Genomic DNA, 21,503 nt, shown 5'->3' on the forward strand with positions numbered 1-21,503 from the left:
GCGGGGGCCGTGACAGTGCCGCTCCCGGCCGTGCCACAGGTCGTCGGCTCCAGCAGCCACGTGCCGACGGGGGTGTCGGCGTCCGGAAGCGCAGGAGCCCCGTCGACCTGGCCGGCGTATCTCGCCGTGAGGAGGCGCCCGGCCTTCTCGACCACCACCTCCGGAGCAACGCCCATTTTCTTTGCGAACCCACCGACGGCGTCGAGAAGTTGGGGGTCCAGCGGGAACACAGTAGATCCGGCGAGGTCGTCACTGCCCACAGCCATTCTCAGGGAACCCTTTCTGCGCATGGATCAGCTCCCTCCCCGCCGGCGCGCACAGAATTCACCCAAACGCCATCACGGAGGAGGGTTGGGCCGCACAGCGGGAGGTTTCACTGACGATGGAGCCAGAAAATCCGGAAGGGTAATTTTTCAGGGTCACACCGGGCGATCTGCCGCACGGGGACACACCTGGCACTTCAGCTTCTGGCGCTAGCGCCTTCGGGAGCTGCGTCGTCCTCGTCGGACAACGAGGGGAACTTGCGCATTCCGCGCAGTGGTGACAAGAGGATCGGAAGGAAAGCGACACACCCGGCGGCCGCGCATACGAGTAGCGCCTCGCGCGACCCGAGCCACCCTGCCACAGCGCCGCCCAGCGCGGAACCGGCCGGCATCGCACTCCAGGTAAGAAAACGCATTGTCGCATTGACACGCCCGAGATATTCATCGGGCGCCAGGGCCTGCACACAGCTGATCTGGGTGACGTTGTAAACGACTGTCATGAATGCGGTGATGCCGTTCGCGCACGCAGCGATCCAGAGGGACCAGCCGGAGTCGACGAACGCGAGGACAAGCGCGAAAGGGGACCCGGTCAGCAGGATCAGCCACATAGCAGGGCCGGGCCCGAACTTCTCGGATATTCGTCTGGAGAAGAAGGAGCCGAGTAGCCCACCCACGCCGGATACGCTCAGGAAAAGGCCGATCAAGGCGGGCGAGAGTTCCAGCGTCCTGGCCAGGAAGAGCATGGTCACCGTATAGACGGCATACGACGTGAGGTTCAGCCAGGCCGTCGAGCCCGCGATGGCGAGAAGCCGGGCATGTCCCCACACCAGGCGCAGTCCGGACTCCACCTCCTTGAACATGCGGGACTCCGGCCTGCGGACGGGCGTCTTCTCCACAGTCCGAATCCGGAAGATGGAGGTCGAGGCTACGGCGAGACCCACACTGGTCACCACGAAAGACACCGGAGCGGTGAGCAGCGCGACGACCTGGCCGCCGAGGGATGGACCGCCCACGGCGAACACCTGTTGGACGCCGACGAGCTTCGCGTTCCCTTCCAGAACCCTGTCCCGCCCTACGAGGCTCGGCAGGTAGCTCTGATAGGCAACGTCAAAGAAGACATTGCAGGAACCGAAGAGCAGAACCGTGGCATAGAGCTGCCAGATCGAAAGGATGCCCACCCACCAGAACAAGGGGATGGAGATCAGGATGGCGGAACGGGCCAGCTGACAGAAAGCCAGTATATTGCGGCGCCTCAGCCTGTCCACCCACACGCCGGCCGGAAGGCCGATCAAGAGAAAAGGGAGGGTCAAAAAGGTGGACACGAGACCCACCTCGAACTCGCCGACATCCAGTGCCGTAACCGCGACGAGAGGAATGGCAAGTCTTGCAATACTCACACTTGCGGCACTGGCCGCTGTCGCAATGTATAGGTTCCTGAATCCTTGATCCTTAAATATCCCCGTTGATCCGATCACGCGATTGAACGTAGCAACCACGTTGATCGACTCGCAAGATGGCCTATGCACGAAGGGCGTTTCGTACGCAAATATTCATCCCCCAGGTTGTCCCGGACCAGCACGATCAGGCCACCGAGTCCGGATGTGTGTCCGCCCGGCAGACGCGCAGATCCCGCATGTCGATGCCCGCCGGCGGCCCCGGTGCCGCACGGAACGGGCGGGTACCCCCGGGGCCGTCCACCCGGCCGGCAGCAGGTCAGCCCGGCCATCGATGCACGGACCGACCCCAGCCGCATGGGCGGACCACCGGCGTAGAGCCCTTGGGGCCAACTCCGCGCGTGCGGCGGCGTCATCGCCCGGCAGCTTCTTCCGCTGGGGCGCCCGGCGGCGTCGTCACGTTGTCGACTGTGACTGCCTGACGGCGCGTCGGGCAGGCCGCGCACGGCCGTCGAGACGGCGCCGGCTGACGTGCCTCTGCGACTGCACTTGGCCGGCCTGTTGCTGGATGCCGGTCAGCAGGACGACGCGGTCACGCAGGTGGCCGTCGCACTGCAACACGCGCCAGGCGACACTCAGGCGAAAGCACTGATGACACGCGCGATAGGCACGCCCTCGTCCGCGGGAATCCCGCCTTCTGAGCCGCCGCCGGCCCCGGCGACCCCGCCCACGGAGCCCGCGGCCGATGCCCCTTTCAACTGGAGCGCCGCCGCCGACCAGGTCAAGGACGTGCTTCCGCCGCGCTTCGTGGAAGAGCCCCTGGCCACCGACGGCAGCGGCGACCCCGAAGGCGCCCCCGCCTGGGAAGTCGATGCTCCGGGCACGGTACGCCTGGCCGACGTCGGCGGCATGCGGGAGGTCAAGGACCGTCTGGAGGCCGCGTTCCTCTCGCCGCTGCGCAACCCGGAGTTGCGTCAGCTGTACGGCAAGAGCCTGCGCGGCGGCCTCCTCCTCTACGGACCTCCCGGCTGCGGCAAGACGTTCGTGGCACGCGCCGTCGCGGGAGAGCTCGGTGCGAACTTCCTGTCCGTTTCGGTCGACGACGTGCTGGACATGTGGATCGGCAACTCCGAGCGCACCATGCACGAGCTCTTCGAGACGGCCCGCCGCCAGGCCCCCCGCGTCGTGTTCCTCGACGAGCTGGACGCCCTCGGCGGCAAGCGCAGCCGTACGCAGAGCGCCGGCCTGCGCAACACCGTCAACCAGCTCCTGACTGAGAGCGAGACGGCATCAACGCCGTCGTGGCGATGCGGTGCGCGACCTGAGTGCAACGTGCAGCTCTGATCGCCGATCAAGACGAAACTGGCCGCTCCGTGACGACTCCGCCGTCGCTCGGGGCACGTCCAGTGCTGTACGAGCAGAAGGCCTAGGCGTGCTGCCCCGGCACGTTGGTGACACCCGGGCTGGGTGCTTGAACAGCTGAGGGCCTTCCGGGTTCGGTGTGGATTGCGACGTCTACGACGGGCACTCAGGAGACCCTCGTGTCCCACCGTAATGCGATGGCGCAGCAGTTGTCCGAGCGGGACGGCGACAAGGGCTACAGGTCCAAGGCATCCGGACCTGGCCGAGGTGAGACCACCGAGCCCCATCAAACGGCCGTCGTCCTCGCCTCGCTCCTGATGCTGATGCGGGTGCGACGCCCCGTAGACGAGCGCCTGGTCCTCAAAGGTGGAGTTCGGTCTCCCAGGCTTCGAAGGGTGGCTCGACTCGATAGCCCGGGTCACAGCATGCCCGAATCCACTGCGCAACCCGGTACTGCGCGTCCCCGTCATTCAGCACCATGCCGACTTCGTCGACTTGCAGCACGTTGCCGTAGATCGCGAAAACCTGCTCCAGCGACGAGCCGGAGTGAAAGACGGCCGAGCGGTAGTCGAACCCGTCGAGCAACTCGACGTCGATGGTGCCGTTCGCCAAGTAGAAGGCGAACAACCGAAGCGAAGCGCGCACGTCGACAGAAAGATGCTCCACGCGCGCATCATGCATGACCTCGGCACCCACTTGCCACAGGCTTTCGGCGACACCGCCTGGCCCACCACGGCGCTCGCACTGTCCGGGTCGGCTTCCGGCAGGTGCCCGTGCGGCTCGACGAGGGATCTTCTCTGCGCGCTGCGAACGAACGTGACCAGGGCGGACGTGCCGACCGAGACGATCGGTTGCAAGGGTTTGACCTGCTGGCGGCGCATGCGGAACTGCATCAAGGCCGCGGTCTGAGTTGTCGCGGACGAGCAGCCGATCCGGCCCGCGAGCACGGCCGGCGTGACAGGCTGCCCCGCATCGCCTGCCGCCGACTGCGTCGACGGGCGCACCCCGCCCGGGGAGCGCCACGAGCAGCCCGGATCAGCCGCCACCCGAGCCGGCCGAAGCCGAACCGCCGGAGGTCCAGCTGGAGTTGGGCCGCGGCCGATTGCGCGTGATGCGCTCGGTGCGCAGCTCCACCACGACCCCAGCCGGGCCGAGCAGGGCCTTCAGCGCGTCGGCGAGCCGCTGCGGGTCGCCGCCAGCAGGGAGCGCGAGCCGTTCCCGGACGCCTTGCAGGACGAGTTCCAGCGCGAGCGTGGAAACCGCCGGCTTGTAGTCCCCCTGGTACGGCTCCACCACCTTGTTGGTCAGCCGCACCTCGCGCAGGGTCTCGACGGGCAGCCAGTCGTCCGGCCCAGCGGCCCGGACCAACCGCAGGGACGCGGGCACCCCGGCAGGCGCGAACTCCACCCGCAGGATGTCCCGGGCCCGGGAAAAGGCCAGCGCCGGCCAGCCGATCAGGTACTCCAGCCCGGCGATCACCCCCACCACCACGAACACGGTCGACGCACGCGCCCCGGCCAGCGTCATCCAGAAGGCGACGAGCAGGGTCGGCACGCCCAGGGCGAGCGGAGTGAAGAGCGCCGGCCCCGCCGCGGTCAGCGCGTTCCACGCCGGCCCGACCGGGCCGGCGCGCACGACCAGATCCGTCGAGTCGGGGCCTCGCCTCAGCAAGGGATCGGTGGCCATGCCTCCAGCGTAGGACCGGTCCGCAAGAGCGCCTAGACCACTTCCGGGCCGATAAGGCCGGACTTCTGACGACCCGTAGCCCTCAGCCGGCGGACGCGGCGGGCTCCCATGGCCGAACCACGGATCGGACCACGGCTCGAACCACGGCTCGAACCACGGATCGGACCGCTGCTCGACGGCGGCCATCAGCGGGTGGAGGGTGCGCCGTCCAGGCTCTCGCGGATGATGTCGGCGCGGCCGCCGAGGCGTGCGCTCTCTTCGATCACGAACAGCACCACCCTCCGCACCGACCAGTCCTCGACGACGGCGGGGAACCACGGCACCCGGCCGGACGAGAACGTGCCGGCCGAGGTCGGCGATGCCGGCTGGCACCGAGGAGGTGCCCGCTGGAGGTGGATGAGGCTGTGTTCGCCGCGGTCGTCGATGCCGGGTCCAGGGTCGTCGGTGTGTCCGTACAGGGCGTATGAGGGGGTCCATTCGCCGCTGTGCGGGGTGACCAGGATGTCGAGGTGTGCCTCCTGCGGTGGCCAGGGCGTCGAGGATATTGATCACTGTCGAGGAGGGCCGGACGAGGGTGATCGTGAGGTGGTCGTGTAGGCCTCCGCGTCGAAGCGGTCGAGGCGGCGGCGCATGCGCCTGGTGGACCAGGGCCAGCTGAAGCTGTTGACGCCGTTGGCGTCGAGGTAGTAGCTGGAGCAGCCGCCCACGTTGTAGACGGTGGCGCGCAGGGCCTGCTGGACCTCGGCGCGGAAGGCGGCCTGGACTTCGGGGCGTACGTCCATGCTGGTCCAGCCCGCGGACCGGGAACGGCGCACCGCTGCCGCCATATAGGCGAGTTGCGCTTCGAGGACCATGAACGCCGAGGAGTGCCCGGTGCCCAGGTGCGGCCCGAGGAGGACGAACGCGTTGGGGAATCCGCTGACAGTGGTGCCCAGATAGGCGTCGGGACTGCCCTTCCAGTGGTCGTCGAGGCTGGCGCCGTCGGCGTCGAACACGCGGCCGGCGATGGGCATGTCGAGGATGTGGAAGCCGGTGCCGAGGATGACGGTGTCGACCTCGGCGGTGCTGCCGTCCGCGCCGACGATCCGGTTGCCTTGGATGCTGTCGACCGCGGTGGCGTGCACGGTGACGTTCGGCCGGGTCAGCGCCGGATAGTACGCGTTGGACAGCAGCAGGCGTTTGCAACCCAGGGTGTAGTCGGGGGTCAGCGCCTTCCGCAGCGCGGGGTCCTTGACCGTCGCCCGCAGATGCAAAGTGCCGATCCTTTGCACCGCGCGCAGGAGGGAGGGGTGACGGAATCCGATGCCCAGGGCTTCCAGGGCCGCGTACTCGGCGTTGCGCAGGGCGCGTTGGGCCGCGGGGAAGCGTCGCATGAGCCGGCGTTCGACGCGCGGGACGTAGTGGTCGGGCTTGGGCAGCACCCATTGGGCTGTGCGCTGGAACAGGTGCAGCCGGCTCACCTGGGGCTGGATCGCCGGGATGAACTGCACGGCTGAGGCACCGCTGCCCACGACCGCTACCCGCGTGCCGTCGAGGGGGTGGTCGTGGCGCCAGCGGGAGGAGTGGAACACAGGTCCGGGGAAGTCGGCGAGGCCCGGGATGTCGGGGGTGAGCGGCTCCTGCCAGGGGCCGGCGGCCGAGATGAGGAAGCGGGCGGTGTATCGGCCTCGGCCGGTGTCGACGTGCCAGCAGGCTTCGCCCGGCTGCCACTGCGCCCGGGTGACCTCGGTGCGGAAGTGGATGAGGGGCGTGATTCCGTGCCGGGAAGCCGTGTCGGTGAGGTAGGCGCGGATCTCGGCTTGGCCGGCGAAGGCGCGCGTCCATTCGGGGTTGGGTGCGAAGGAGTAGGAGTACAGGGCGGAGGGCACGTCGCAGGCACAGCCCGGGTAGGTGTTGTCCCGCCAGGTGCCGCCGAGTCGGTCCGCCTTCTCCAGGAGTACCAGGTTGCGCACGCCCGCCTGCCGCAGTGCCACTGCGGCTCCGATGCCGCTGATGCCGCTGCCTATGACCAGCGCCTCCACGTCGAGGGGCTCGGGGGCGGGCCGGGTGTCCTGGGCGTCGTCGGGTCGAGGCATGTCGAGGGCTCCTGTGGCGGGCGGGGAGGGTGGCGTGACTCAGGTGCGCGGCAGGGGTGTCGCGGTGAGGGCGTCGCGGACCGTCGCGCGCGTCGTGCGCAGTGCCGTCTCCAGCACGGCGAACCGGCGCCGGGGGTCCATGAAGTTGCCGCCCATGGCGTCCAGGTCGGCGGCGGTGGGTTCGACGCGGATCACGCGGGTGCCGGCCGCTCGCAGTGCGGCGCATTCGGCGTTCAGGATGCCCGTCATGACACGGCGCAGTACGGCCTCTGCCCGGCCGAGTCCGCTGCGGCGGCCCGGAGCGGCCGTGCTCATCGGCGCGACGATGTACACCTCGTCGAGTCCGCGGTCCGCCAGCAGGTCCGCGGAGGTCGGTGAGCTGATGCCGCCGTCGGCGTAGAGGCGGCCGTCGACGCGGACCGGGGGGAACCAGCCGGGAATGGCCCAGGATGCGCGGAGCGCGTCGCGCAGAGCGGCCTTCGGCGCGTCGGGATGGCCGAAGAGGGTGCGGCGGCCCGTGTCGAGGTCGGTGGCCGCCAGCCAGGTCGCGGGGTGGCTCACCCATCCACCGTCGGGGGCGAGGCGGTCGGCGAGAGCGGCCAGCCAGGCGGCGTCGCCACGTCCTCGGGGCAGCAGACCGGACAGGCCGGTCAGAGCGGGCACGGCCCTGGTGAGGGCGTGTGCGGAAAGCCGGGGCGCGCTGAGCATGAGCGCGGGACGCGGCGGTGTCCGGCGGGGCGGGTGAGCGAAGTGCCGTGCCAGGTCGGGCCGGGCCGAGGCGGTGGCGAGCTGTGCGGCGAGAAGTTCGCCGACATCGACGCCTGCACCCAGCAGCGCCGCGAGTTCCGCGCCGGCCGAGGTGCCCACCAGGACGTCGGCGTCACGGGGGTCCCATGCCGTGGCCTGCCGGATGGAGTGCAGCGCGGCGACGGTCCAGGCGGTGCCGAGGGTGCCGCCACAGCCGAGCACCAGGCCTCGGGAGGGTGGGGTCTGCGTGCCGTGCACGGTCACTGGCCGCTCCGCTCTTCGGTTCTTCGGTTGGGCTTGCCGATGGCGCACCTGCGGGCACCGGGAGGACACCACTGGAATACCGGCGAGATCCGGATACTAGCGGTATTTGAAACGTGGGGACAGGGCCCGTCGGAGATAGGATCGGCAAACCAACACAGGCTTCCTGGAAAGCCGCACAGGACCGACCAAACGGGAGAAGGACACAGCACATGGCCCGCCTCAGCCGCGTCGAGAGTCAGGAGCTCACGCGTGAGCGGCTCGTCGCGACCGCACGCACCCTGTTGCTGAGCAAGGGGTACGCGGCCACCTCGCTCAGTGACGTCGCCGAGACGGCCGGCTATTCCAAGGGCGCGGTGTACTCCAACTTCCGCAACAAGGACCGCCTCTGCCTCGCCGTCCTCGACGACATCCGCGCCGAGCAGCTCGCTCTGCTCACCGACTCCGTGATGGGCGACGGTGCGGTCGACAGCCGTCTCGCCGCGTTCACGGCCTGGAGCGAGGCGCACATCGGCGACCAGGCGTGGACGACGTTCGAAGTCGAGTTCCTTGTCCGGGCGCGTCACGACGACGAGCTGCGGGGCGAGATGACAGCCCGGGCAGGGATGATCCGCGACATGCTGGCCCAGCTCCTCGAAGGGCTGGCCGACGAAGCGGGTGTGCGGCTGACCATGCCTGCCGATCGGGCGGCGACGATGCTGCTGAGCCTCGGCATCGGACTCGGGGTGCAGCGGGTGGCCGACCCGTCGGTCTCCACCGCGGTGCTCACCGACACCCTGCGCCTCGTCCTGGGACTCGACGCCGGTCACGCCTGAGACTCAGTGCCTGCCAGGAGACTTCACGGCTCTTCGCGTGAGCAGCCTGGCATCGATCACCGAACGGATCATCGCGGAGGGACACGTCGAACACGGCGTCCGGGTACCAGCGGTGGGTCCCGGACGTCGCACCGGCATGACATCGACGCCGAGGCCGTCCGCGGCAAGGTCCAAGACGGCCGCCCCGCCGCCCGGGCCCGCCAGGTGGACAAGGACGACCTCCCACAGCGTCCCGGCGTCGATCTTGACGCTGGTGCGCCGCGAGAGAAGTGCCGGTCCGGTGCCGATGATCTGCGCGCCGAGCACGTTGACCCAGCGACCCCGGGGGGCTCCCCGCCGCCCGATGCAGGACCGGGTGCAATCGGTGGCCAGGGTCGGGGCGAACCCGCACTCGTCCAGGAAGATCAGCTCCCGCACGCCCGCGTGCGCCTCCATCCGTTAGTCCGTAAGCCCTCCGGCTGTGCCTTCGCGGCCTGCTGAAGAACGGGCTCGGCCTTGTGCCGCAGGCTTTAGCAGATCCGCTTCCAGCGAAGACCATCACGGCGCACCAGCTCCCATGGGCAGTCGACGAAGATCTCCACCCCGCGGTGCTCACGCGGTCACTCGCGCAGGGCAGGAGCGGTCCAGATGACGCCGGCCGCGGCGGAGGCGTCCAGCAGACCGGCCAGCGCCGCGCGGTCGGCCCGTCCAGCACCTTCGCCGTGCGGCCCGGACGCGGGGCGTCCAGCCGCGCCTTGACTGCACCGCCGTGGAAACGATGGATGGCCGCGCGGGCGGTGACCTCGTTGCCGAGCCGGTCGGCCACCTCAGGGGCGGTCTTGCCCCGGCCGAACAGATGGATGCACTCCGCCCACTGCCTCGTGCAGCGGGTCAGATCCCGCCGCGGCCGGCAGCGCACAGCTCGCCATGCCAATCGGCAGCCGCCTTGAGACGGAGGATGCTCGTTCCTCCTGCCAGACGCCTACGGCGTGTCGTTGCATGACCGGCCCGGGCTCCTGCGGATGACCGTGCGTTGGCGGGCTGGGCCTGCACCGAGGGCCCGGGGCTGAAGGTCTATCGGTGGAGCCTGGGTACCCGATCCGTGCCGGCTGCCGCGGGTCGCCGGTCGCCGGTCGCCGGTCGCCGGAGCCCGAACGAAGCCTCCGTTCGGGCGGACCGTCCTGTGCGTCGGACCGTAGGACCGTGATGCGGCCGTTCAGGAAAGCGAGACTGGTCGCGGTTGTGCCGCTGCCCCGCAGGCGTCGGCGGCCGTGGAGAGGCGAGGTGGCGAACGTGGCGGAGGCTCCGGCAGACTCCGGGAACGGCCAGGACGACGGGGATTCCGTACAGCTCGGCGGTTATCAGCAGGAGTTGAAGCGGTCGCTCGGCTCCTTCCAGGTGTTCGCGATCTCGTTCGCCTTCATCTCGGTGGCGGTCGGCATCTTCGGTACGTACGACGACGTGCTCCAGACCGCCGGGCCGGTCGGGATCTGGCTGTGGGCCGTCGCTGGCATCGGGCAGGTTCTCGTGGCTCTGGTGGTCGCGCAGTTCGCGGCCCGCATTCCGCTGAGCGGCTCCTCCTACCAATGGGCCTCACGGCTGGCCACGCCGAAGGTCGGCTGGGGGTTCGGCTGGCTCTCCTTCTGCTTCCTGGCGGTCGCCGTCGTCGCCATCGACAACGCGCTGGCGAGCCAGGCGTTCATGCCGCTCGTCGGCATGAACGCCGACGAGGACGCGGCGCGGGTCATCACGCTGGTGGTGCTCCTCGTGCAGACCGTGCTGGCCATCGTCTCCACCCGCATCGTCAGCGTCATCAACACGGCAGCTGTCGTCATCGAGGTGGCTCTGGTGGTGGTCCTGTCGATCGCGCTGGCGGTCGCCGTGCTGGTCACCGGCGACGGCGCGGCAGGCAACCTCACCTCGCGTGGGATCGTCGCACACGCCCCTGACTACTTCGCCGTCGGTGGCGGTCTGATGCTTGCAATGATCATGGGTCTCGCCACGTTGGTCGGCTTCGACTCGGCGGCCAATCTGGCTGAGGAGGCCAAGGACCCGCACCGCACCGTGCCGCGCGCGATCGTGGGGTCGGTGGTGGCGGCCGCGGTGCTGGGCATGCTGTTCCTCATCGCGCTCACCGTCGCGATCGAGGACGTTCCACGGATCTCCGCGAATGAGTCGCCGGTGGCGGCCATCATGCGCGACCAGCTCGGCCCGGTCACAGAGCGGGTGCTGCTGGTCGCCATCACTTTCGCGTTCTTCGGCGCCGGCGTCGTCGCCATGACGGCGTGCGCACGCCTGGTCTTCGCGATGGCGCGGGACCGGCGCTTCCCGGCCCACCGGCTGATGCGGCGGGTCAGCCCGCGCACGCAGACGCCGGTCCCGGCGACGGTCCTGATCTTCGTGCTCGGGGTCGTCCTGATGGTCGCTCTGCCGGGGGCCGCGCTGCTGGAGCTGATCACCGCCTCCACGATTCTCCCGGCCCTCATCTACGCCGCAACGATCATTCTCTACTTGGCGGTGCGCAGACGGCTGGACCGAAAGAAGGGCGCATTCGACCTCGGGCGCTTCGAGCTGCCGGTGGCGATCTGCGCGCTGGTGTGGACGATCATCGCGCTGTTCGTGCTGGTCTCGCCCAGTGAGGCGCTGGTCTCCGTCGTGATCGTGGGCGGGCTGCTGCTGGCAGGCGCCTTGTTCTTCCTCGTCATGCTGACGCTGGACCGTGACGCGCTGGAGACCGAGCCCGGTGTAACGGCGGATGCCCTGCGTCCGTGACGCGAGGAGGCGACCTGCCGGCCGATGGCTTCTGGGAGGCTGCACCGCCTACCCCGGGAGCCGAACGCACGAGCGTACGTGGCGTGCCGTCACCAGCCCAGGTCGTCCAGCGCGGCACCGTCGAGGGGTGCGTCAACCGCCTCAAGCAGGCTCGCGGCATCGCCACCCGCCATGTGAAGATCGCCACCATCTACCATGCGGACATTCACCTGCTTACCGTCAGGCGCGAGGCCCCCTGCGCACGGTGGCTGATGAGCAGGGCAGGTGCGGGTGGTCTCAGCCCTGTTCTCCGCCCTCCCCCGACGCGTCCTCCCAGGCGGGGTCCACGGGGACGTTCCAGGCTCGCAGCATGGACAGGATCTCGGCACGGGTCCTGGGCCAGGCGAACCGGAAGGCGCGGTCGAGCACTTCTCGGCTCTCCAGGAAGGACTCCACGAAAGTGACGTAGGCCGTGTCCACCAGCCGGCCCGTGGGGTCCTCCTCGAGCGCCTCGATGAATTCGAAACAGCGCTTCAGGAAATCTTCCCCCTGTGCGTCGATTTCCGGGGATTCCATCAGAGGCTGGAACAGGGGATGCGCGAGCACCTCGGACACGAGTGTCCCCGGATGAGTGTTCACCTGTTCCCAGTGGGTGACCTGCGACGCGCTCAGATCATGACGCCTCGCCGCCTTTTCGAGATATGGATTCACTTCCGGAAGCAGTCGCAGAAGCTGCGTGACCAGATCGTCGGAGGTTATCCCCTGCACGCCCACACTCCTTCGTATTTCACGCAGTCCGCCGAGTTTGTCGACCGTCTTCTCGATGTGCCACTTCGTTCCGTCGCCGCCGAAGCCCTTGCCCTCGTTCATCTCCTCGATCAGCACCGTGGCCGTCTTGCCGTCGCCCTTCACGTCCTTGTCCGCCACCTGCGGCCTGATGTAGAGCTCCTTGATGATGCCCTTGAGGCACTCGTTCTGGACGTCCGGCATATGGGCGCGCTTCCTGTCCATGCCGGGGTTGGGGTTCTTCTTGGGGCTTCGAGGGCTTGCTCGGGATGATCCTGCCGCCCTGGCACCGGCCCGGGTTGTCCTGGCACCACGCCATCATGTCCGGGTCGTAGTCGCCCGTCGGGTCGCTGCGCCGCAGCGGGTTGTTGTGCCCGTAGGCGTAGCCGTTCAGCTGATGCGGGTCCGTCGGGTCGATCACCGCGTCGGCGCTGAGGAAGCGGACCGTCCTCGGGTCGTACTCCCGTGCCCCGAGATGGGTCAGCCCTGTCGGGTCCTGCGTACCGCCGACGAAGCCCTTGGTCCCCGGCCAGGCTCCGGCCGGCGGCACGGTGCCGCGCGCCTCGCCGAAGGGCACGGTGCGCCGTTGCACCATGGCCTGCGTCGTGGCGTCGACGGCGATCTCGCCGGTGCCGTGGGGTCGGCGACGACGAAGGACAGCTTGCCGTCGTCCTGACGCACGGCGCTCGCCCCGCCGAGGTCGTAGTAGCGCCGGGCGGTCGTCTTCCCGGTGGCCTTCGTCCAGGTGATCTCCGTGGCGCCCAGGTACAGCGTCGAGACACCGCCGGGACCGCGGCTGATCAGGCGCTTGCCGTCGGCGTCGTACAGGTACTGGGTGGTGGCGGAGCCTTCCGTGACGGAGGAGAGGTTGCCCTCGGAGTCCCAGACGAACGTCTGCTTGGCCCCCGCGCTCGGCGTGTGGGACTCGGTGCCGCCGCCGGGCTCGTAGGTGTAGGCGTCCTTGCCCACGACGGCGCCCGCCGACGACACCGACGTCAAGGTGTTGGGCTGGCCCTTGCCGTTCTCGTCGTAGCGGTAGGTGCGGGTGACGTCTCCCGCGGCCTTGCCGGTGATGTCGTGCCGGGTGTCGGTGTCGCGGTTGCCGCCCGCCGTGTAGGTGTACGACTGCCAGTACGGCGCGGGGCCGCCGAGCGCGGTGGCGTCGGGGGCCGCCGCGCAGTCCCCGGCGGGGGTCCACGCCTCGGTCAGCCGCTGGAGGTTGTCGTAGCGGAAGCACTGGCGGTCCGTGCCCTGCCGGGAGGCGTCGGTGACCGAGTCGACGTTGCCCGACTCGTCGTAGTCGTAGGTGACCGCACGGTCGACCCCGGCTGTTCCCTCGCGCTCGGCACGGCTCGTGGACAGCAGCTGAGTGCCCGGCTCGTAGGTGTTGTTGATCCACAAGTGGCGCGTTCGGGCCGGTGTCCGCGACGCCGCCGAGCGCGGGCCGCTCGCGTCACCGACGCGACACACGTTCCGCCGCGTGGAGGCGGAAAGCGGGTAAGGCCACGAGGACCCTCCGAACGCTTCCTGTTTGGACTCGTCGGCGAACTGGACGCCGCCGACACCACTTTCGTCGTGATCAGCGCGGCGGAGGCGAACCACCGTGGTTCGCCTCCGCCGCAGACCTGGAAGATGGAGGTATCGAGACCGTCCTCCGTGAACTGCCCCCCCCCAGGGCCCTCTAGCAAGGTACGACGGCGACCCGGTCGCGGGCCGTCAGCGGTGCGAAGGGCCAGGGGACGACGACGGAGTCGTCGGAGTCGACCCGCGGCACGGTCGGCTCCGATCCTCCTGCCCGGTGTCCTCCACCTCGTAGGCCGTCCGATGCCACTTCGCAGCGTCGATGAGCGTGGTCCAGGACAGGCGCGGGACGGCGGTGCCAAGACCGACGGGTTCGCGCACAAACGACGTCCCGGCCCCCAGCCACCGGATCACTCGCCCGGTCCCAGCAGGGCAGCGGGCGCCGAGACGCTCAGGTCGCTGTCGTGGGAGGGATGAGGTCTGCCGGGGCGCTGTTGTGGGCTATCCCTGGCGCCACAGCTGATTGTTGTTGCCGACCTGGCACTGCCAGATCTGGATCTGCGTCCCGTTCGATGCCGAACCGTCCCGGAGATCGAGGCAGAACGGCGCCCTTGCGCTCACCACGGTCAGGTACCCCGGGACGCCCGGCGCGACGCTCAGCTTCCACCGCTGGTAGAGGTCGTTGCCGCAGACGTGATCCTTGACCCCTTGCCCGTTCACCGCGGTCGCGAAGTCCAGGCACAGGTTGGTGTTGAGGTTCCGCAGACGGTAGAAGCCGTTGCCCACGGACTCGGGCAGCCAGTTCTGGTTGGGCACGGTGTTGTTGGCCAGACAGTCGTTCTCCACCACCCAGCTGTTGTCCTCCAGCGAACCGCCCGCGACCTCCACGCACTTGCCGGTCCCTCTGTTGATCAGGGTGAAGGCTGCCCCGATACCGAGCGGCCGGGCGGACGCGGCTGCCGCCGGCACGGCTCCCGGGTTCGCCTGTGCGCTTGCCCCGGTCGATGTGGCGGTCAGGCCGGCGCAGGCCATCGCCGACGCGGCGATGAGCAGACCCAGTCTCTTGGGCTTGGTGACCTTCATGGGTTCCACGGCTCCTTCAGTGTCTCGATCGAGCTCTGTGCGTCAATCAGCGGCAGTGTCCGAACTCATCGCCGTACCACCGTCCGGTCCGTCGTCACACGGACCAGCGGAGTCCGCGGGAGCGGTTACCGCCGTGCACCAAGGTGCCGGGCCGGCCGTGGACAAACGTTGGACAAGCGTTGAATCGGGCTCTTCGAACGGGTAGGAACAGGCGTGCGGTAGCCGGGTCTGGGGGGGGGCAGGATGACGGTGGAATTCGGCGTGCTGGGCAGTATCGAGGCCGACATCGACGGCCGGTCCGCGACGTTGGGCCATGCGCGGCAGCGGGGCGTCCTGGCGGTGCTGCTGGTGGACGTCAACCGTCCGGTGACGGCCGATCAGCTGATGGGCCGGGTCTGGGGGGACCGTCCCCCGCGGGGGGCTGTCACCACCCTGCGCGGTTATCTCTCCCGGCTGAGACGGGCTCTGGCCGCCACGAGCGACGTGCTCATCGCGCGGCAGCCGGGCGGCTACGTGCTGAACACCGCCGACACGGTGACCGTGGACATGCACGCCTTCCGCCGCCTCCTGGCACAGGCCCGCGCCGCCGGGGACGACACCCGCGCCGCGGCCCTGTGGGAACAGGCCCTGCGGCTGTGGCGCGGAGAGCCCTTCGCCACCCTGGACACTCCCTGGCTGAACGCCCTGCGCGACACCCTGCTCGAGGAACGACTCGCGGCGCACATGGACCTGACCGATGTGCGATTACGCCTCGGACAGCACGCCGCATTGCTGCCCGAGCTGTCGGCCCGCGCGGCGGCGTATCCGTTGGACGAACGTCTGGCCGGCCAGCTGATGCTCGCACTGCACCGCGGCGGCCGTTCCGCCGAAGCCCTGGACCACTACCATCGCGTCCGCGGCCGGCTGGCCCGCGACCTGGGCATCGACCCCGGCCCGGCGCTGCGGGCCATCCAGACGGCCATCCTGCGCCAGGACACCGCCCCCCACCTCTTACGAGAAGAGTCCGTATCGTCACGTACGCACCCCGCCCAACTGCCACTGGCCGTCGCGGCTTTCACCGGCCGCGACAGTGAACTCGCCCAGCTCGACGGCCTGCTGCCGGCCCCTACCGGCAACGGGCCGGTGCCGCCGCCCGCGGTGGTGATCTCGGCCCTGTCGGGCACGGCAGGCGTGGGCAAGACCGCGCTGGCACTGCACTGGGCCCATCGGAGACGGGATGTTTTCCCCGACGGGCAGCTCTATGTGAACCTCCGCGGATTCGACCCTGGGGGTTCCCTGGTGGGCCCGGCCGAGGCGATCCGCGGGTTCCTGGACGCCTTCGGAGTGCCCCCAGCCCGCATCCCGAACTCCCTGGAAGCACAAGCGGGCCTCTACCGGAGCCTTCTGGCCGACCGACGGGTACTCGTGGTGCTGGACAACGCCCGCGACGCCGATCAGGTCCGGCCGTTGCTGCCTGGCGCCCCCGGCTGTCTGGTTCTGGTCACCAGCCGCAACCGCCTCACCAGCCTGGCCGTGGCAGAAGGCGCCCATCTGCTGACCATCGACCTGCTTGCCCCGGCTCAGGCCCGGGACCTGCTGACCGAACGTCTCGGCTCGCAACGGACGACTGCCGAACCCGCCGCCGTCGAAGAGATCGTCACCCGGTGCGCCGGGCTGCCGCTTGCCCTGGCGATCGTCGCCGCCCGCGCCTCCGCCCAACTCCGCCTCCCGCTCACCGCCCTCGCCGATGAACTACGTCAGGCCGACAGCCGTCTGGACGCCCTGGACGGCGGGGACCCGGTCACCCGGATACGGGCCGTTTTCTCCACGTCGTACCAGACGCTCGGCAGCGACGCCGCCCGGCTCTTTCGGCTCCTTGCACTCCATCCCGGGCCCGACATCGCCCTGCCTGCGGCCGCCTCGCTGATCGGTCTGCCACGCGCCCGCACCGACGTCCTGTTGACCGAACTGACCCGCGGCAGCCTCCTCATGGAGCACGTCCCGGGCCGGTACGCCTTCCACGACCTGCTTCGCACCTATGCCACCGAACTGGTCACCACACACGACGGCGACGACACCCGGGGATCCGCCGTACACCGGATGCTCGACCACTACCTGCAAACGGCCCGCGCCGCCGACGCGCTGCTGACCTGCACACGGGACCCGATTGCCCCCGCCCGGGCCCAGCCGGGCGTCACCCTCCAGGAACTCACCGACCACCAGCAGGCGCTCACGTGGTTCACCGCCGAGCGCCACGTCCTCCTCACCACCGTCAACCAGACCCTCGCGGGCTTCGACACCCATACGTGGCAGCTCGCCGCGGCCCTCACCACCTTCCTCGACCGGCAGGGACACTGGCCGGCGCTGGCCGCCTCCCTGACCACCGCCCTCGACGCCGCTCGGCGCCAGGACGACAAGACCGGACAGGCCACCTCCCACCACGGTCTCGGATTCATCCACGACCGCACGGGACACCAGGACGACGCCCACACCCACTACATGCGCGCGCTGGCCCTGTTCAGTGAACTCGACGACCACGCAGGCCGGGCCCGCATCCACCACGAACTCGGCCGGAATTCCTTGAACCAGGGCCACTGCCGGGAGGCACTCGGTCACGCGCGCCAAGCCCTCACGCACTTCCGGGCCGCCCGCAACCGTGGCGGACAGGCCATCGCCCTCAACCACATCGGCCGGTATCACGCCAGGCTCGGCGACCGCCGACAGGCCCTTGCCCGGAGCCGAGAAGCCCTCGCACTGGCCGAAGAGATCGACGACGCCGACGCTCAGGCGTACGCCTGGGACGCCCTTGGCTACGTCCACCACCACCTGGGCCAGTACCGGCAGGCGGTCGACTGCTACCTGCAAGCTCTCGATCTGTTCCACAAGACCGGCGACCGCTACCACGAAGCCTCCAGTTTCGCCGACCTCGGCGACACCCATCACGCTGCCGCCCACTCCACCGCGGCCCGTGAAGCCTGGACGCGGGCCTTGACGATCTTCGACGAACTCGGCCACCCCAAGGCAGCACCGCTGCGCACCAAACTCCTCCACCACCTGGACAGGTTCCCGACCGGTGCCCCGACCGCGCCGCCATCACCGCCGGCGCAGCCCGCTCGTGCCGACTGGCTCGTCTGAGTGGGCGTTCAGCGGGAGGACCGAGACGCGGGGTCGCTTACGAGCCGCAGCGGTCGGTCGCGGGGTACGACATCACCACGGTGGCGCGGATGTCGACGCCTTGGGGTACTGGTGCCGCCCGGCGCCGAGGCCGTGATGCGGCGGGTCGCCGGCAGGACCACCGCCGACTGCCCCGTGCGCGCTCTGGCGGCAATCCACCGTGTGGGAGACCTGGTAGTGGCCGGCCTCGCGGTAGCCGACGACGTGCGGCAACGCGGCTTTCGGTGCGACGGTCTCCCTGTGCCTCTCCCCTGCGCCATGATGGGCCCGTGGACGTCGAGCCATACCGCGGTGAACTGCTGGTGTACTGCTACCGGATGCTGGGCTCGTTCCACGAGGCCGAGGACCTGGTGCAGGACACGATGCTGCGCGCCTGGAAGGCTCGCCACCGCTACGACCCCGCACGCGCGTCCGTGCGGACCTGGCTGTACCGCATCGCAACCAATGTGTGCCTGACCGCGCTGGAGGGCCGGGCGCGGCGGCCTTTGCCGTCCGGGCTGGGCACGCCCAGCGAGGATCCCGGGGCGACGCTCACCCCGGCCCTCGGCATCCCCTGGCTTCAGCCGTTCCCCGACGCGCGGTGCGAGGCAGAGGTACGGACCGACCTGCGGCTTGCGCTGGTGGCGGCCACGCAGCTCCTGCCACCGCGGCAGCGCGCCGTCCTGGTGCTGCGCGAAGTCCTCGAATTCACCGCCGCCGAGGTCGCGCAACAAATGGGGACGACGGTCGCGGCCGTCAACAGCGCGCTGCAACGGGCCCGGACCGCCCTCGCGGATGCGGGAGAAGCCGTCGACGTCGATGCACAGGCCGATCCCGGCGTCCGCGCGGTGGTCGAGCGGTACGCACGGGCCTTCGAGGCGGCCGACGTTCCCGCGCTCGTGCGGCTCCTCACCGCGGAGGCCGTACTGGAGATGCCGCCGGTGCCGCTGTGGTACCGGGGCAGCCGCGACTACGGCCTGTTCATGGACCGCGTGTTCCGCATGCGCGGGGCGGGTTGGGGCACGAGGTCCCTCACCGCCAACGGACAGCCCGCGCTCGCCGCCTACGCGCCGGAGCCCGGCGGGAGCGGGCTGAAGCTGCACACCGTGCAGGTGTTCACCGTGACCGGCGGCCTGGTCGCCCACAACGCCGTGTTCGCCGATCCGCGCGTACTCGTCGCCTTCGGCCTGCCCCGACGGATCTCCTTCGACGAATTCCGCCGGGCGCGATGAGTTCGGACGGCGCCGCCGGTACGTACGGGTGAGCGTCGAACGAAGGGCCCCTCCCATGAGCGTCATCGTCATCGAATTCATCACCCTGGACGGCATCGTGTCCGACCCGGACGGCTCCGCCGGGACGCCGTCCGGCGGCTGGGCGTTCCGGCACGGTCCCGAGACGGTCGCCGGGGACAAGTTCCGCCTCGGCGACACCCTCGACGACGGGGTCATGCTGCTGGGCCGCACGACGTGGCAGTTGTTCTCACGGCTCTGGCCCGGACGGGACGATCCCTTCGCCAGGCGCATGAACGCCGTGCCCAAGCTGGTCGTCTCCCGCTCTTTGACCGACACCTCGACGTGGGCCAACTCGCGGGTGATCGACGCGGACCTCGTGGAGACGGTCAACCGGGAAGAGCGCGATGTGATCGTCACCGGGAGTCCGAGCGTGGTCCACGCACTGATGGCCGAGAACCTGATCGACGAGTACCGGCTGCTGACCTTCCCCACTGTCCTCGGCACCGGTCGACGGCTCTTCCCCGATGGCGGCCCCCACGCCCAACTGGAGTGCGTGTCGGCCGAGCAGGCCGGCCCGGCCGTCCTCGCGGTCTACCGGAAAACGGCACGATGACGGTACGCCTCCGCACCCTCGACGACGATGCGGCGCCGACCTGGCCGTCGCGCGCGGTGATGGCCAGGCCGGCGGCGATTGCGCGACCGGTTTCGTGCGCCGGAGGCTTCGGCGGAGTCATCACGGCTTTGTCCTCCGACGGCTTCGGCCAGGTCAGCCCCACCTCGGGTGTGGTCCGCAGGGGCCACCTGCGGACCACAGCGGGTCTGTCACCGGACGCGGACTCGGTGCACTGGCACCTGGGCGACCGTGTGCCTTCGCGGCCTGCCAGATGCGCTCCGCGAACGGGGGAGGCGGTCACGATGTGGCGGGGACCTCCGCATCGAGGCCGCGGACGGCGACGAGTCGGGCGCTGCCATCCGCCAGGCGGTAGGAAAGGCCCACCACCCCGAGACGGCCATCAGCCACCCTCTCGGCCAGGACGCGGGAGCGTTCCAGCAGCAAGTCCACGGTGTGCTCGATGTGCTCGGCCAAGATCTCGTCGGCGCTCTCGCGTCCGGCGGCGCGGGCTGCCAGCACGCTCGGGGTCACCCGTTCGACGACGTCGCGGACGAAGCCGCCCGGCGTCTGCCCGTCCTCGAGCGCAGAGCAGGCCGCGGCGACGGCCCCGCACGAGTCATGGCCAAGGACGACGACCAGCGGGGCGTTGAGGACCGCCGCGCCGAACTCGATCGAGCCGAGCACCTCCGTGCCGGCGACGTGGCCGGCGGTGCGCACCACGAACAGGTCACCCAGACCGCGGTCAAAAATGATCTCGGCGGCGAGCCGGGAGTCGGAACACCCGAACAGCACGGCGAACGGCTTCTGAGACGGTGCGGTCTCGGCGCGGCGGACGGCGTCCTGGTTCGGGTGCTCCGGAGCACCGGCGACGAAGCGCTCATTGCCGGCCATGAGCAGCTCGAAGGCGTCGTGGGGCGTCGGCGTGTGGATCTTCTCAGTCATATCGGCAGACTACGAGGCGGCACAGGCGTTCGCACGGCCTGGTCCTGCTGGTCTCGTCAGCTGAAGCCGGCCGGAACGCGAGCGGCCAGGTCTTGCCGGCCGTCCGCCCTGTGGCGCCGCGGGCGGATGTGAGAAGACGGCGGATCACGACGATCGGGGAGCAGAATCGGCGGTGTGAACGGCACGTCCGTACCGAGCACCGCTCGGGACAGGCTCCCCTCGTCGGCCGCGGGCCATATGACGCCCGTCGTCCAGTCCAGGTGGACAAGGGCGTCCACGGTGAGCACCGCGGTGCCGAGTGCGGCGGCGCGGGTGGGGCGAGGGAGTTGGTTCGACGCGGCATGGGTCTTCCTGCGCTGACTTTCGGGAAACCGTCGCCCTCCAGAGAAGCCGTCCATGCGAAACGTTCCGTCGCGGTACGCAATATCTTCCGAGGCGCACGAGCCCGCCTCACCCGGTCGCTCCGCGTCCGCCCGGATGTCGTGGGGCGGACAGCGGTAGGCCCGGAATGACTCGTCCGGCCCGCGAAGCGGCGACATCACCGCGCTCCTGGCCGCCACCATCGCAGGGGTGAGCCCGCGATCTCGCTTGGGCGACCACGGCGAGCACGTCCTCGGAGGGGCCGTTGACGTGGCTTTCTCGAGGCGGGTGTTCCACTAGGTGCTGACCCCGGAGAGGACGGCGACCTCCTCGCGCCGCAGCCCGGGCACCCGACGCGCCGGAGGCCCTGCCCGGCCGTCCTTGCCGTGCGCAGTCGCATCAAACGCCGACCCGCAACCGGCCCGGCCCTGTACCCCCGCTATTGTCTTCCCGCGCGCCCGAGGAACTGACCGCCAGGTCGGGAGAGTCCGGGTACCGGCC

Annotated in this window: 16 protein-coding genes and 4 pseudogenes; 7 read left to right on the forward strand and 13 right to left on the reverse strand. The window is 69.8% G+C overall.

What is annotated here, in order from left to right; all coding sequences use genetic code 11:
* Positions 1 to 460: 460 nt before the first annotated feature.
* Positions 461 to 1,789 carry an MFS transporter gene (locus tag KMS84_RS00255; protein WP_308287943.1) on the reverse strand — a complete coding sequence of 443 codons (1,329 nt, stop codon included), beginning with the start codon at positions 1,787 to 1,789 and terminating at the stop codon, positions 461 to 463.
* A 342-nt stretch (positions 1,790 to 2,131) separates the two neighbouring features.
* Here KMS84_RS00255 and KMS84_RS00260 point away from each other — a divergent pair.
* A pseudogene (locus tag KMS84_RS00260) lies at positions 2,132 to 2,935 on the forward strand (AAA family ATPase); the annotation flags it as partial.
* A gap of 444 nt (positions 2,936 to 3,379) precedes the next feature.
* Here KMS84_RS00260 and KMS84_RS00265 read toward each other — a convergent pair.
* The 5 genes from KMS84_RS00265 to KMS84_RS00285 all read right to left on the reverse strand — a co-directional run bounded on the left by KMS84_RS00265 (position 3,380) and on the right by KMS84_RS00285 (position 7,791).
* A complete protein-coding gene (locus KMS84_RS00265) occupies positions 3,380 to 3,715 on the reverse strand; it encodes a DUF7677 family protein (protein WP_256913933.1) in 336 nt (111 codons plus the stop codon).
* Positions 3,716 to 4,054: 339 nt separating this feature from the next.
* Positions 4,055 to 4,705: a hypothetical protein gene (locus KMS84_RS00270; protein ID WP_256913934.1), complete on the reverse strand. Its 651-nt coding sequence runs from the start codon at positions 4,703 to 4,705 to the stop codon at positions 4,055 to 4,057.
* Positions 4,706 to 4,890: 185 nt separating this feature from the next.
* Positions 4,891 to 5,028, reverse strand: a complete 138-nt coding sequence (locus KMS84_RS41195) for a mycothiol transferase (protein WP_308287944.1) — start codon at positions 5,026 to 5,028, stop codon at positions 4,891 to 4,893.
* A 225-nt stretch (positions 5,029 to 5,253) separates the two neighbouring features.
* The gene (locus tag KMS84_RS00280) at positions 5,254 to 6,780 is read right to left on the reverse strand and encodes a flavin-containing monooxygenase (protein WP_256913935.1); all 1,527 of its coding nucleotides are present in this window, start codon (positions 6,778 to 6,780) and stop codon (positions 5,254 to 5,256) included.
* Between the two features lie 39 nt (positions 6,781 to 6,819).
* Complete coding sequence (locus KMS84_RS00285) at positions 6,820 to 7,791, reverse strand: patatin-like phospholipase family protein (RefSeq protein WP_256913936.1); 972 nt, start codon at positions 7,789 to 7,791, stop codon at positions 6,820 to 6,822.
* A 209-nt stretch (positions 7,792 to 8,000) separates the two neighbouring features.
* Between KMS84_RS00285 and KMS84_RS00290 the strand changes: the two genes are divergently transcribed.
* Positions 8,001 to 8,603, forward strand: coding sequence for a TetR/AcrR family transcriptional regulator (locus KMS84_RS00290; RefSeq protein ID WP_256913937.1), 603 nt, complete (start codon positions 8,001 to 8,003; stop codon positions 8,601 to 8,603).
* Positions 8,604 to 8,606: 3 nt separating this feature from the next.
* Here the strand turns inward: KMS84_RS00290 and KMS84_RS00295 are convergent, their stop codons facing one another.
* Positions 8,607 to 9,038 (reverse strand): hypothetical protein, encoded by a 432-nt coding sequence (locus KMS84_RS00295; RefSeq protein ID WP_256913938.1) that lies wholly within the window; start codon positions 9,036 to 9,038, stop codon positions 8,607 to 8,609.
* Between the two features lie 837 nt (positions 9,039 to 9,875).
* Between KMS84_RS00295 and KMS84_RS00300 the strand changes: the two genes are divergently transcribed.
* Positions 9,876 to 11,354, forward strand: coding sequence for an APC family permease (locus tag KMS84_RS00300; RefSeq protein WP_256913939.1), 1,479 nt, complete (start codon positions 9,876 to 9,878; stop codon positions 11,352 to 11,354).
* Positions 11,355 to 11,630: 276 nt separating this feature from the next.
* On the opposite strand, the gene KMS84_RS00310 is transcribed toward KMS84_RS00300, so the two are convergent.
* From KMS84_RS00310 to KMS84_RS00320, 5 genes and pseudogenes are all read right to left on the reverse strand, one after another.
* Positions 11,631 to 12,344, reverse strand: coding sequence for a hypothetical protein (locus KMS84_RS00310; protein WP_256913940.1), 714 nt, complete (start codon positions 12,342 to 12,344; stop codon positions 11,631 to 11,633).
* Positions 12,345 to 12,516: 172 nt separating this feature from the next.
* Positions 12,517 to 12,669 (reverse strand): annotated as a pseudogene (locus KMS84_RS41840) (RHS repeat-associated core domain-containing protein); the annotation flags it as partial.
* Complete coding sequence (locus KMS84_RS00315) at positions 12,600 to 13,520, reverse strand: hypothetical protein (RefSeq protein WP_256913941.1); 921 nt, start codon at positions 13,518 to 13,520, stop codon at positions 12,600 to 12,602. The pseudogene KMS84_RS41840 and the gene KMS84_RS00315, both read right to left, overlap by 70 nt.
* 396 nt (positions 13,521 to 13,916) lie before the next feature.
* Positions 13,917 to 14,054 (reverse strand): annotated as a pseudogene (locus KMS84_RS43525) (glycoside hydrolase family 78 protein); the annotation flags it as partial.
* A gap of 87 nt (positions 14,055 to 14,141) precedes the next feature.
* A complete protein-coding gene (locus KMS84_RS00320) occupies positions 14,142 to 14,723 on the reverse strand; it encodes an RICIN domain-containing protein (RefSeq protein ID WP_256913942.1) in 582 nt (193 codons plus the stop codon).
* Between the two features lie 243 nt (positions 14,724 to 14,966).
* On the opposite strand from KMS84_RS00320, the gene KMS84_RS00325 reads away from it, so the two are divergent.
* From KMS84_RS00325 to KMS84_RS00340, 4 genes and pseudogenes are all read left to right on the forward strand, one after another.
* Entirely contained in the window at positions 14,967 to 17,837 is a 2,871-nt protein-coding gene (locus KMS84_RS00325; RefSeq protein WP_256913943.1) for an AfsR/SARP family transcriptional regulator, read from the forward strand.
* A gap of 64 nt (positions 17,838 to 17,901) precedes the next feature.
* A pseudogene (locus KMS84_RS00330) lies at positions 17,902 to 18,071 on the forward strand (molybdenum cofactor biosynthesis protein MoaE); the annotation flags it as partial.
* A 74-nt stretch (positions 18,072 to 18,145) separates the two neighbouring features.
* Positions 18,146 to 19,087: an RNA polymerase subunit sigma-70 gene (locus tag KMS84_RS00335; RefSeq protein ID WP_256913944.1), complete on the forward strand. Its 942-nt coding sequence runs from the start codon at positions 18,146 to 18,148 to the stop codon at positions 19,085 to 19,087.
* Between the two features lie 55 nt (positions 19,088 to 19,142).
* The gene (locus KMS84_RS00340) at positions 19,143 to 19,700 is read left to right on the forward strand and encodes a dihydrofolate reductase family protein (RefSeq protein ID WP_256913945.1); all 558 of its coding nucleotides are present in this window, start codon (positions 19,143 to 19,145) and stop codon (positions 19,698 to 19,700) included.
* A 297-nt stretch (positions 19,701 to 19,997) separates the two neighbouring features.
* Here KMS84_RS00340 and KMS84_RS00345 read toward each other — a convergent pair whose 3' ends face one another.
* Positions 19,998 to 20,642 carry a carbonic anhydrase gene (locus tag KMS84_RS00345; protein WP_256913946.1) on the reverse strand — a complete coding sequence of 215 codons (645 nt, stop codon included), beginning with the start codon at positions 20,640 to 20,642 and terminating at the stop codon, positions 19,998 to 20,000.
* Positions 20,643 to 21,503: the final 861 nt, after the last annotated feature.

Origin of the sequence: Streptomyces hilarionis, assembly GCF_024539675.1 — a bacterium.
Classification (GTDB): Bacteria; Actinomycetota; Actinomycetes; order Streptomycetales; family Streptomycetaceae; genus Streptomyces; species Streptomyces hilarionis.

Excerpts from the sequence above, each read along its gene's own strand:
- KMS84_RS00295 (WP_256913938.1), bottom strand. The coding sequence starts at position 9,038 with ATGGAGGCGCACGCGGGCGTGCGGGAGCTGATCTTCCTGGACGAGTGC.
- KMS84_RS00340 (WP_256913945.1), top strand. The coding sequence starts at position 19,143 with ATGAGCGTCATCGTCATCGAATTCATCACCCTGGACGGCATCGTGTCC.
- KMS84_RS00270 (WP_256913934.1), bottom strand. The coding sequence starts at position 4,705 with ATGGCCACCGATCCCTTGCTGAGGCGAGGCCCCGACTCGACGGATCTG.
- KMS84_RS00280 (WP_256913935.1), bottom strand. The coding sequence starts at position 6,780 with ATGCCTCGACCCGACGACGCCCAGGACACCCGGCCCGCCCCCGAGCCC.
- KMS84_RS00320 (WP_256913942.1), bottom strand. The coding sequence starts at position 14,723 with ATGAAGGTCACCAAGCCCAAGAGACTGGGTCTGCTCATCGCCGCGTCG.
- KMS84_RS00310 (WP_256913940.1), bottom strand. The coding sequence starts at position 12,344 with ATGGACAGGAAGCGCGCCCATATGCCGGACGTCCAGAACGAGTGCCTC.
- KMS84_RS00325 (WP_256913943.1), top strand. The coding sequence starts at position 14,967 with ATGACGGTGGAATTCGGCGTGCTGGGCAGTATCGAGGCCGACATCGAC.
- KMS84_RS00290 (WP_256913937.1), top strand. The coding sequence starts at position 8,001 with ATGGCCCGCCTCAGCCGCGTCGAGAGTCAGGAGCTCACGCGTGAGCGG.
- KMS84_RS00345 (WP_256913946.1), bottom strand. The coding sequence starts at position 20,642 with ATGACTGAGAAGATCCACACGCCGACGCCCCACGACGCCTTCGAGCTG.